The 11,626-nt window shown below is 66.0% G+C and carries 7 protein-coding genes and 2 pseudogenes; 3 read left to right on the top strand and 6 right to left on the bottom strand.

The annotated features are described in order from the left end of the window. Window positions 1-42 precede the first annotated feature (42 nt). Window positions 43-912, bottom strand: coding sequence for a transposase family protein (locus ACFYY2_RS23835; RefSeq protein WP_388746084.1), 870 nt, complete (start codon window positions 910-912; stop codon window positions 43-45). 103 nt (window positions 913-1,015) lie between these two features. Here ACFYY2_RS23835 and ACFYY2_RS23830 point away from each other — a divergent pair, with 103 nt between their 5' ends. The 3 genes and pseudogenes from ACFYY2_RS23830 to ACFYY2_RS23820 all read left to right on the top strand — a co-directional run bounded on the left by ACFYY2_RS23830 (window position 1,016) and on the right by ACFYY2_RS23820 (window position 4,116). Further along, entirely contained in the window at window positions 1,016-1,231 is a 216-nt protein-coding gene (locus ACFYY2_RS23830; RefSeq protein WP_388746052.1) for a hypothetical protein, read from the top strand. A gap of 1,531 nt (window positions 1,232-2,762) precedes the next feature. Next, a pseudogene (locus tag ACFYY2_RS23825) lies at window positions 2,763-3,659 on the top strand (ISAzo13 family transposase); the annotation flags it as partial. 73 nt (window positions 3,660-3,732) lie between these two features. Next, window positions 3,733-4,116 (top strand): hypothetical protein, encoded by a 384-nt coding sequence (locus tag ACFYY2_RS23820; protein ID WP_388746050.1) that lies wholly within the window; start codon window positions 3,733-3,735, stop codon window positions 4,114-4,116. A 22-nt stretch (window positions 4,117-4,138) separates the two neighbouring features. Here the strand turns inward: ACFYY2_RS23820 and ACFYY2_RS23815 are convergent. From ACFYY2_RS23815 to ACFYY2_RS23795, 5 genes and pseudogenes are all read right to left on the bottom strand, one after another. Further along, window positions 4,139-5,272 (bottom strand): annotated as a pseudogene (locus ACFYY2_RS23815) (IS630 family transposase). Between the two features lie 140 nt (window positions 5,273-5,412). Further along, the gene (locus tag ACFYY2_RS23810) at window positions 5,413-6,762 is read right to left on the bottom strand and encodes a sigma factor-like helix-turn-helix DNA-binding protein (protein WP_388746048.1); all 1,350 of its coding nucleotides are present in this window, start codon (window positions 6,760-6,762) and stop codon (window positions 5,413-5,415) included. After that, window positions 6,755-7,354: a hypothetical protein gene (locus ACFYY2_RS23805; protein WP_388746047.1), complete on the bottom strand. Its 600-nt coding sequence runs from the start codon at window positions 7,352-7,354 to the stop codon at window positions 6,755-6,757. The genes ACFYY2_RS23810 and ACFYY2_RS23805 overlap by 8 nt, the downstream gene beginning before the upstream one ends. After that, the gene (locus ACFYY2_RS23800) at window positions 7,351-9,030 is read right to left on the bottom strand and encodes a DEAD/DEAH box helicase family protein (RefSeq protein ID WP_388746045.1); all 1,680 of its coding nucleotides are present in this window, start codon (window positions 9,028-9,030) and stop codon (window positions 7,351-7,353) included. The genes ACFYY2_RS23805 and ACFYY2_RS23800 overlap by 4 nt, the downstream gene beginning before the upstream one ends. Beyond that, entirely contained in the window at window positions 9,027-11,405 is a 2,379-nt protein-coding gene (locus ACFYY2_RS23795; protein WP_388746044.1) for an ATP-binding protein, read from the bottom strand. Before ACFYY2_RS23795 ends, ACFYY2_RS23800 begins: the two co-directional genes overlap by 4 nt. Between the last annotated feature and the right edge of the window lie 221 nt (window positions 11,406-11,626).

Genomic DNA, 11,626 nt, shown 5'->3' with positions numbered 1-11,626 from the left:
TCAGCCCCAACGAATACGAACGCCGCCACCACGCCGCTAAGCTCACGCTCGCCGCGTGATCAAAGACGCGTGTCCACCACCACGGGGGAAGGCCCTCCAGTTCTTGAGGTGGGCGATGCCGTGCTCGACGGGGATTCTGGCTGAGGAGTGGGCGAAGCGGGCGGCTTCGTGGTGTGCCATCAGCCATTGCAGATGTTCGAGGTGTTTGCCGCGGCGTTTGCGTGGTGGGGTGACGACCTGGCCGTAGGTTTGGGCCGCGAGGCCCTGGTAGCCGGCATCGGCAAGGATCTGCAGGTCAATGGTGTCGGCGAGCAGGTCGACCAGGCCGGCGTCACGGGCTTGGGTGATGTCGGCGACGGAGCCGGCCCGGACCTCGCCGCAGAACAGTGGTCGTCCGCGCTGGTCGGTGACGACGAGGGCTTTCATTGCGTTGATGCGGCTCTTGCCGGAGATGAACCGGCTGCGTCCGCCGCGGTGTGCGCCCGGGCGACGGACCCTGATCTCGGTGGCGTCCATCAGCGCGGTCTGGCCGGTGGCGCCGAGATAGGTGATCACATCGGCAAGTGTGCGAAGTCGCAGGCCACCCTCGATGCGACAGCCACGGTCGGCGAGGAGGGGCCGGATCTCGCCGACCGCACGGGTGATGGTCGACCGGTCCACCTGGAACCAGCAGGCCAGCACGTCGTGGGTGACGCCGTGCCTCAGATGAACGAGTGTGGCCAGGAGCCGGTCGACGAAGACCAGCTTGTACTTCGCGCCCGCTCCGACCGCTCGCCGGCGCGGTCGGTCGAGTAGCTCGGCATCCCTGCGGGCCTGCCAGATCGGTCCCAACTCCGCGACCAGATCGGCAATCACAGCCGTTGAAAGGCCCGTGACCCGACGCTCCGACATGATCAACCCACGTGCCTGCATCCCCACCACGAACGGCCTAACGAGCTGGCAGGGCCAACGTCACCGCTAACCATGCACGAGCTCGTTATTAGGGGGCATTGGTCCGACTCGGTAGCATCGGGGTATGCCCACGGGACCTTTGCACGACCGTGCCGTCAACAGCATCGTCAACGGTGAACCCACCCAGGAGATCTTCCCCTGCCGTTGCATGATCCGCGAGGATCACATCGAAGGTCCGGACTCGGTCGACTACGAGGAGGAGCCCGAGGGCTACTCGTTCGCTGGAGCCGAGGAAATTTGGCTCTCCAGCGGCATGGACGAGGACTACGACTTCCGCTAACGACTTTGGGAGCGGTGGCGGTCGGCCCGTGACGTGAGAAGGACCGCACGGGTTGAGCGAGTTGTGACGCTTGCCTGGGCCCGTGCGGCCTGCTCCTATCCTTCCCTCGTGCACACGTCGGCGAGTTCCTCGAAGCACTCGCACCCAAGTGGCAGGCCTCACGTGAGTCGGCGCTGCGCGAGCAACGTGGCGGGCGCGCCGCGCTGCAGGGGCCGGTCCCTCTCGCGAGCCGGTGTTCGTGGACCGGCTGTTGGTCACGCTGGTGCGCCTGAGGCTGGGCTGCCGCACGCGGCGCTCCCCGAGTTGCACGGAGGCGACCGCTCCACTGCCTCAGGCGCAATCCGCGAGGTCGGCACCTTCCGGGCCTACGCCTCACCCAAGGGCTGGGCACTGCTTGGCCGTGCGCTCTACATCCCGGCTTCCTCGACCGAGGAACGCGACCGGCGTCAGGCCGCCGGGATCGGCGACGAGATTGCCTTCGCCACCAAGTGCGACCACTTCAGAGGGATGCTGCAACGCGCATGCAGCGCCGGGTCGACGATGAGACGCTCGCCTGGCCCGATGCGCACGGCCGTGACGCGGGCCGCCCGCACACCACGCGCGAGGGGATCCGGCTCTTTGAGGAGCTGGCTGGCCGGAAGTAGGGAATCGACAGCATGGTGGTCGCGACCGACACATGTACATCTTAGTCGATCACCAGCATCATCAGGAGGGTCGGCATTCCCCAGACAAAGCATTCTGGGTCATAGGCTGAAAGGGCCTCCCTTATGGGCGAGATGCAGGTTTGCCAGGACTGTTGCCAGATCGTCAGGGTCACCGAGGACGGGAGCACAGAGGCTCACAGCAATGGCCCCCACGGCGAGCGAAGCTGCGCTTCTTCCGGCCTGCTGACAGGCCGCGTGGCTGCCATCGTAGCCAGCAGCGCTCAAAGGGCCCAGCCGGTAAGGCCAGGCTTCCTGCGTAAGTCGCTTCTGCCGATGCGAGCCGCGACGTCTGGGGAAGCGCCGCAGCTTCGTCCATCTTCTGCTCCCCCGATGCCAGCTCCAAAGTGGGTGCCGGAATGGAACGGAGAAAATCTCCCTTCGGTAATATTGCCCTCTGCTGGGTGGATTGGCGCATGGGTCCCCGGTTACTCGAAGCCCATGCAGGCGTACCGAGTGCAAGACCTGACGCGGCGGAACGTGACGTCATCCTGGAGTGCACGCTTGGAGTGCTGGACGGTCAATAATCGACACTTCCAGACAGTTGCAGACACGCTGATGCAACACTACAGAATGATCTTGGTGGGGCGAGAGTACAACCCCAACGAGAAGTGCAACGTGAGGTGCAGAGAGGCTGAAGGACCTTTATGTACATGCTCCTGCCGGGCCAAGAATCATGGCAGAGGGCGCTGGATGGATGGCTGGACTGTGACCGGAGAGTTCGATTCCGTGATTGACGGCAGTCCGTGGCACTGGATGGTGGCCAGAAGGGCTTAGGGCTTGCCGGGAAACAAGTCGTGGCTTCCTGCTGTCGGCCTCGTTGTTCTGGTATGGGGAGACCGGAGGGGGCCGAGGATGTTCTGGCGGCGAAGTTCCAGGTGTTGTTGCCGCATCTCGATGAGCGTCAGCGTCGGCTGGCCATAGGGGCGGAAGCGCTGTCGCTGGGGCATGGTGGGATCAGACTCGTCGCCGCCGCGGCCGGGGTTCGGGAGGGTACGGTCTCGCGCGGAGTGGCCGAACTGGAGTCTGGCCAGGTGCTGTTGGGGCGGGTTCGTCGTCCTGGTGGTGGCCGGAAGAGGGCAGCGGACCTTGATCCGGGGCTGTGGCCGGCTCTGCTTGGGCTGGTCGAGCCCGACGAGCGTGGTGATCCGATGTCGCCGCTGCGCTGGACGACGAAGTCGACCCGGAAGCTGGCAGCGGCGCTGACCCGCCAGGGTCACCGGGTCTCCGCCGACACGGTCGCCGGCCTGCTGCGGGAGGAAGGCTTCAGTCTGCAGGCCAACGCCAAGACCATCGAAGGCACTCAGCACCCCGACAGAGACGCCCAGTTCCGCTACCTCAACGAGCAGGCACGAGACCACAGGGACGCCGGTGACCCGGTGATCAGCGTGGACAGCAAGAAGAAGGAACTGATCGGCCACTACAAGAACGCCGGGCACGAATGGCAGCCTGCAGGGCAACCCGTGAGGGTCAAGACACACGACTTCCCCGGCCAGGCCGCGAAGGCAATTCCATACGGAATCTACGACATGGCAGCGAACACCGGCTGGGTCAGCATCGGCACCGATCACGACACAGCAACGTTCGCCGTCGCCTCGATCCGACGCTGGTGGCAGGCCCGCGGCCGACACGACTACCCCCGCGCCCATCGACTGCTGATCACCGCCGACGGCGGGGGCTCCAACGGCTACCGCACCCGCGGCTGGAAGACCCAGCTCGCTGGCCTAGTGCCGCATCAGGCAACGTTCGCCCCGTCTTGCTGGTCGATTGCGGGTCGCGCGGGGCACGTAGTCTCGCGGGATGCATTCTCACCTGAGCTTCGAGAACCCTCCCGCGCTGCCTCATGAGGTCGTAGTCGAGACGTTGGAGCGGGCCCTGCGTGACCCCTCGCACGAGGGCGAAGCGGCGGACGCCCTGGTCGGAATCGCCTTGAACGACGACGACCGGGAGTTCGTCGAGCACTGGTGCATGGAGGTCGGGACGCGCGCGGTATCGGGCAGTCCGCTGCTCGGGCTGGTCGGCCTGTGCCTGGGCCATATCGCTCGGCGCTTCGGCCGTCTCGGCGACGACGCCCTCGCGCTGGCGAGGTCGCTGGCGATGCGTGCTGAAGCGGACCCGGCGGACGTGGATGGTCGGGCTCTCGACGGTTATGACGACGTCCGGAGCTTCCTCCACCTTCGGTGACACCAGCTGGTGCCGTCGCAGGTCAGGCGGCGTTGGCCCTGCTCACGATGGCGGTCAGGCGCTTGTCGGCGGCGTTCTTGTTCCGCCAGATGATGTAGCGGCGGATCATGCTGCCTTGAGCCTTGTGGCTGGGATGGTCGGTGCCGTCGAGGGCGAAATAGCGCAGGGCGGTGAACTGGGCCTCGATCCGGTTGAGCCAGGAGCTGTTGGTCGGGGTGTAAGCCATCTCGACGTTGTTCGCCTCCGCCCAGGCGGCGACCCGCCGGCACCGCTTCGTGGTCAGGTGCGGGGAGTAGTTGTCGCACACGATCGCGATGCGCACGTCCATCGGGTGCAGCGAGCGCAGATAGCGGCAGAACTCCAGGAACTTCGAGCGGTTCTTGGTTTTCTTGATATGGCCGTAGAGCTGGTCTTTTGCCAGGTCATAGGCCGCGAACAGGTGCCTCACCCCGTGCGGGCGGGTGTAGGTCGCCCGGCGGCGGGGCCTCGGTTCGCGGTCGGGGTCCTTGTGCCTGCCGCCGCGCTCCGCCCACTGATTCCCGGGATGGGGCTGGAGGTTGAGTGGACCGAACTCGTCCAGGCAGAAGACGACTTCGGGCTCGCCTTCCTCGGGTATGACCTCGCGGTCGGCGATCGCTTAGAGGTGCTCGACCCGGGCCTTCTTGGCCGCGTAGTCGGGGTCGCGGGAGGTCTTCCAGGTCTTTACGCGTTGAAACGAGACGCCCTCCTCGCGGAGCAGGGCCCGAAGGCCCTCGTGGCTGATGTCGTCGACCACCCCCTCGGCGACCAGGAAGTCCGCCAGCTTGGCCAGGCTCCAGGTCGAGAACGGCAGGCTGTGCTCGGCCGGCTTGGACTTTGCGATCTTCTTGATCTCCCGGCGCTCGGGCAGCGTGAACGTCCTGGGCCGCCCGCCTCGGTACTTCGGGTAGAGGGAGTCGAAGCCGTCGGCGTTGAAGTTGTGGACCACGTCGCGGACCCGGTCCGCACTGGTGAACGTCACCTCGGCGATCTTCGCCACCGGCATGGCCTGGGCGGACAGCAGCACCATCTGGGCCCGCCGCCAGGTCACCACGGAGCCGGTGCCCCTGCGGACGATCCGCAGCAACCGTCTGCCCTCATCGTCATCGATCTCACGGACCTGCACACGTTCAGCCACGTGATCATTCTGACCGTCCGGCGCTACCCAGCGCAGCAAGCCGGACGGTTCATCAGGAAGAGGCGAACGTTGCCTGATGCGGCACTAGTTCATCGACGGCCCCCACTCCTGCGGCTGCTGCTCATGAGGGCCGACTGGCCTCACGTTACCTGCGGGGCCGCCACTGCCCGGCAGTACTGGCGGGCACAGATGTGCTCGATGCGGGCGGTCGAGTCGTCCGTGCGGAGGAAAAGTACGAATTCGCAGCCCCCGACCATTCCGTTCTCCTTAGCCAGCACCCGCAGGCTGGAGAACTGGGCCGCACTCGTCGCCCGCTTAAGGGTGATCGGCGTCGGATGACCAGCCACGGAGAATGTTCTGACCATGGGAGCCTGCCGCATTCCGAGCTGCCATGTAAGCCAGCTGCTGACGACGACGCCGCTGCCGCGGAGGATGTCTTTATCCACCGTGAGCCGGACCCCGAGCACGTTTCCGGCAGGGTCGGCGGCCATCGTGGCCGGCTGTGCTGGCTCACTCTCCTCGATCGGAGCGGCTCCACGCGCGACAAGATCGATCGATCCGTCTCCAGTCATGCCCACCCTGTCGTCCAGCAGACACTGCTGGAGGCGCCACAGCGTGACGGGGTACCGCTCGCCGACCTTGACGAACAGGGCGTCCTTCGGCAACGGCCCCAGTTCGGTCAGCACGGCGACGAAGGCGTCCACTGCGTTCGCGTACGGAGTCACGTTCAGGTGTGGCCATTCGGCCAGGGCCCACTTTCCCTCCAGCCGGAGCTGGACGAATCTCTCGTCGCGCCTGAGCGCCTCGACGACGGCGGCCCTCCGCTTGATCCCAGTCGGTTCGAGCAGGTCCTTAGCTGGGCAGGGCTCGCCATTCGCCAGCAGGTAGAGGTAGGCCGCGTCCCTACCGCGGGCTCGACGACGTAGCCAAGATCCATCGAGGCCAGGCACAAGGGGACTCTTCGAGTGCCCAAGCAGCTCCAACAGCGGAACATCGTCCGGCACACCGGCCGACGCGAAGGTCACCGCGACGTCCTCCCCACGCAGCGGTGCCTCCTCCACTCCGGCTCGCAGCAGAACCTCCAAGGCGGTCGGGTTGCGCGTCCACCAGCCATGCAGACGACCAGCCCAGGTCAACGGAGGTTCAGCCCCCGCAGCCTGGACGAGAAGCCCCACACTGATGTGTTCGTGTACGCCCAGCGCCGCAGCCAGTTTGGACTCGGGTACCGCCGGACTGACCGTCAGAGCCATGAGCCGATCACGCCAGTCAGGGACGAAAGCGTCTGCGTAGCAGGAGAGGCGCCCCTGTGCCTTCACCAGCAACTGACGAGCTCTTTCGCGACTCATCTCATGCTGCTGACCGATACTTCCGAGCGTTTCTCCACGGGCGCGGTCCTCGACGATGCGCCGTGACCGGGGAGGCAGAACGAGCCAAGCGGCGCCAAGCCAGTCGTCGACAACCCCGGTCCTCGCGCCGTCCCCGTCAGTCATCGGTGACATGCGCGCTGATCAGTCCGAGCCGATGCGCGATCCGTTGGTTGGTCGCCTTCTGCTCCGGGGTGATCTTCCGAACGAAGGAATCCACCGTGCAGATGACCCAGGGCAACGCGTCGCCGCCAGCCTGTGCCGCGATGGCCGCCCACGCGAGGTGCTTGAAGTCGCGCATCGGAGCCCAGGCGAAGCGCTGCTCCGTCTCCTCGTCGCCCTCGTAGCGAATCTTCACGCAGAGCGGCTTGATGGCGAGTGTCTCGAGGTCGACTTCCCAACCGGGACCGAGCGCCCGCACAACGAGCTCGCTGACCGGGGTAGAGGGCTTGGCCACGAGCGGGGCCCACTTACCCACTCCGTAGGTGGCCCGGACGTACTCCTTCATGGGCCTGTCCTTGAGCCACGGTCGGATCTTCTCGGTCTTCCCGATGAAGGGCAGAAGCCGTCCCCCGATCGCCGGGTCGGACGTCCACGCCACGTAGTGACGGGTGCGGTCGGCATCCGGCAGGTAGATCCAGTTGAGGTCGGCCATCCGCTTGTAGAGGAGGCGCACGACTTCTTCTTCGAGGTCGGTGGGGATCGCGTAGTTGCTCATTCGATTCCTCTCGTCAAAGGGAACTGCAGGCGGACCTCGTCCGCCTGGGTCTCAAGGTCCGCCGCGTCCTGGATCCAGTGGTCCATCAGGGACCCGACGGTCTCGTCGCTGAACTGGATTCGGGAGGCGTACGGCAGACGCACGCGCAGGTGTTCGCTCTCCTGGACTTCCTGCGCCTCAAGCGATCGCCGGAGTTCCAGGGTCGCCGCCACCCTTCGGATGTCGGTCACGAAGTCGAGGACCCGCAGGGCTTCCTTGCCGGGGCTGAGCCGAAGCCCGCGCCCGAGTTGCTGGACGAAGATCCGCCGGCTGTGCGTGACCCGCAGGAAGGCGATGAGGTTGACGTCCGGAACATCCACCCCCTCGTTGAAGACGTCGACGCACGTGATCACTGGCACCCGACCGAGCCGAAACTCGTTGAGCAGGACCTGGCGCCGTTGCCGCGGGAGCGCGCTGTGGAGGAAGGACGCGTTGGACCAAGCCGAGTCGGACGCGGCGAACAACCGGGCCATGTGCTCGGCGTGTTCGATGGTTTGACAGAAGACGATGGCCCTCGGGTCGACCGTCGTTCGCCATGCCTCGCGGAAGTGCTCGACGATCTCCTCGTCGCGTTGCGGCAGGAACAGAGACTTGTTGAGGTCCTTGATCGACTGGCCGTGCACGCTGGCGTCCCTGACCACGTCCCAGTCAACATTGTCGACGTACAGCCGGTAGTCGACGGCCGACAGGTAGCCGGCGGCCATGCCTTCCGCGATGCCCATCTTGAAGCTCGGATACCCGAAGCGAGAAGTGATGTCAAACTTGTCGCCACGCCAGGGCGTCGCCGTCACCCCGAACTGCTCAGCATCCCCACACAGATTGAGCAATTCCGCAAACCTGCCGGTCTCGGCCACGTGATGGGTTTCATCGATCATGATCACATCGGGCTGATAGCCCACACGTACGGCACTCAAGACGGACTCAACGGTTCCGACGACGACTCCGTCGAGGCTCTCGGGCCGACTATCCCCCGTGAGCAGGCGCGTTGGAACCGACTTGGGGATGTGCCGCCACATCGCCTTCTCAAGCTGCGCGACGAGATCCTTCATGTGGGCGACGACAAGGATCTTGGCGTCCGGGTTGGCCCTGAGATGACGACCGATGATCTCTCCGCCCACCACCGTCTTGCCGAGCCCTGTCGCGAGTACGAGCAGGGCGGTGCCGTTCGCGTCGAGGTCGCGGATCACGGCCTCGGCCGCCTCCGCCTGATAGGGGCGCAGCGCGTACTTCGCGGGAACCGTCTCGGGCATCTGGTCACCGATGGACCCCAGAGTCGCTCCATGCCACAGGCTGATGGGCACGCCGACACCATTGAGTGCCGCGCTGCGGGCAGCCGCCACCGTGTTGATGTCGGTGTTGGTCACCAGGACGGCCTTGTCGGCGCGGTAGCGTGCGTGGGCCCGCTCCAGATCGTCCACGCCACCGCGATCGACCTTCCCGCCCGACTTCCACTTGCACTGGAAAACCCACTGCTCCCGCCCACGTACGGCCAGAAGGTCCGCGCCGTGGTCGCCAGCTCCGTCGATGACGCGCACGTCGTTGAAGCCGAGGTGCCAAAGGGCCCGCTCTGTGGCATGTGTGAGACCTGCGGGCCCTCCCCTCAACAGCTCCTCCGCCGTGAGGAAGACGGCGGTCACTTCTCCTCCGCGAGGTCGTCGGCCAGCAGGCGGATACTCAGCCTCGTGCGCAGCAGCTGATTCGGGAGACTGGCCCCCGCGAAGGTCGCCTGCGTGGCTACGTCGGAGAGGTAACCGACGGTGCGAGCCAGGCTGAGCCGCCGCGCGGAGGCGGAGGCGACGCCCTCATAGACACCCTGGAAGACGCGGTTGTCCATGAACGCCGACGGCAGAGACTCGACGAGACGGACCAGGAACAGCGCCGGCACGTGGAGCAGGAACTCACCGTTCGTACCGAGATCGGCCGTACGGGTCACCTTGCCGTTGGCGATCATTGCGTGCTCGGTCGCGGTGAGTTCGTCCGGCGAGAGGAAGTGATACGCCTTCTCCGCCTCGCCGGTGCGGTCCAGCTCCGACACCATGCGGTGGCGGATCTCGGCAAGGAGTTCCTGCGCCTCGGCGCTGATCAACTGGGCGTCCAGGGCGGTGGCGGGCAGCGACTCAGCCCGGATCGCCGCGATGAGTTCGGAGTGGCTCCACTCCGTCTCCGCCCGCACCCTGAGCAGCACCGCGACCTCGGCGAGCAGCAGGTCGGCCGGGTCCGCACCGAACTTCTGGAAGATCGGATGATCGAGGTCGAGGAACGCTACAAGGCTGTTGCCGGCGCGCTGATCGAGCAGGACGGGGGTGCGATGCAGGTTCTCGTCGGTCAGGCCACCGGCCGTCAGCTGACGCGTCTCGACCTCGACGAAGCCGACGCGCGGGTGACCGAAGGAGCGGCTGAGCGCCGGGTAGGTGGTGGAGCTCTCCATGTAGCGCGTGACACGCTCCTGCCTGGTCTCCGGACGCTGCTCCGAGGTCGGCGCGGAGGAAGCGGTGCCGCCGAGGTCTTTCGGCGACTGCGCCTCGGTGGCGAGCTTCGACGCGTCCTCATCGCTCGCGGGAGTGCTCGGCTCGCCGGTCCCCGTTCCACCGAAGCCAAGGGCTTCCAACACCGCCGCCTCGTCGGGCCTCCCCGGGGTAACGGCGGCCGCCTTCGCGTTCTTGCCCCTGCTCTTGGCGGCCTCGTGATCCTCGACCGCCTGCCACCAGCGCTCGTCCGTCTGGTAGTCGGGGTTGCCCCGGCGGAACTCCTGTCCCCACCGGCGGGTGTCGTCGTGAATCGGCTTACGTCCGTCACCCGGGACCAGGTAGCGGCGACCGGCGTCGTTACGACGGAATGCCTTGAAGAGGAGGGCGAGCGGGCTGCCGTTCTCCTCGTAACCCATGTCCGCCGCGCGTCGAGGCAGCAGCGGCGCGACTCCCCTCACGATCTCGACCGCCGAGCGCCAACTGCGGTCCCCGTACTCGAAGGCGTCCTTCTGATACGTGACCGGAACGTGGTCGAGGTGGATCTCTCCGATGATGCGGCCGCCCTGATGGGCGAGGTCCACCGGATACTCCGGCTCCTCGTTGCCCGCTGCCCCGTCAGGGTTGCGCCAGGTGAACAGCTGCTTGTCCCAGCGCAGGATCTTGCGGCCGTTGCGCAGGAAGTCGATCCCGTAGTCGTTCTTGTGCATGTACCGCTGAATGCCGAGCCACCCGTGCACGCGGCGCTCGCGTTCGGTGAGCCGGTTGCTCCCGCAGTCCTCACAGGTGTCACGATCGGTGAGCTGCCACTGACCGCAGTCGCCGCAGGCGAGACCGTTCTCCAGCTTCTGGTCGATCTCGATGTAGGCGGGGATGCGCTCCTTGTTGTTGTAGAGAACCGAGCGATCTTCCCCCCAGCGGCAATGCCGAACGGGCTTCACCTGGAAGCCGCCGATCCACAGCTCGAAAGGACGCTCCAGGAGCAGCCAGGAGTAGACCTGCCCCAGGATGTTGCGAAGAGCCGAGCCGTTCTTCCGCAGCCACGCAGCGCGCGTGGGGTGCAGGCGGCTGATGACGATGCGGGTGCCGTGCTCGTTTGGATCGGTCTTCGGCTCCGTGATGTCCTCGGCCTCGAAGTCGTCTCCGATGCGGTCGAGGTCGATCTCCACGCCGATCCACTCGGTGTCGCCCTGGCGAGTGGTCAGGACGCGCGTGCGCTTGCCGAGCCGCGCCGTCGAGACGTTGAACCCCATGCCGAAGAGGCCGAGCTTGTCGTGCATGTCGTTGCCCGACCAGCCGGCCCGTACGGCCCGCTCCAGCCGGTCATACGTCATGCCACGTCCCGTGTCGGTGATCACGAGCTGGCCCTGGGCCGAGTTGGGGAGCTCGACGCTCACCCGGTACCCGCCCGCCCAAGGGGTTCCGGAGCGATGGATCTCGGTGAAGTCGTCGAAGGCGTTGTCGATCAACTCCGCGATGCACTGCCACTCGTCGAACTCGATCTCACCGAGCATGCGCAGCACACGCGCGGAAGGAGTGATCTTCATTGGTGGGCGGACCCCCTGTCATCGTCTCGCGTAGGCACGCCGAAGGAAGCCCTACCGCGGGCCGCATTTCGGCGTGCGGCTCGGAAGAGCCGTACGCGTGATGAAGACACTAGAGGGTGCGACTGACATTGCGCGCCAAGTTTCGTTCCAATGAACCAACTTGAGAGAACGAGGGCGCGTCTCACGGTGCGACAAAATGATCATCGCAAGTGCAATCCACA

The organism is Streptomyces sp. NPDC001822, assembly GCF_042892135.1.
Classification (GTDB): Bacteria; Actinomycetota; Actinomycetes; order Streptomycetales; family Streptomycetaceae; genus Streptomyces.
Note: the sequence above shows the minus strand (reverse complement) of the source record. Positions and strands in the feature narration are given on the sequence as shown.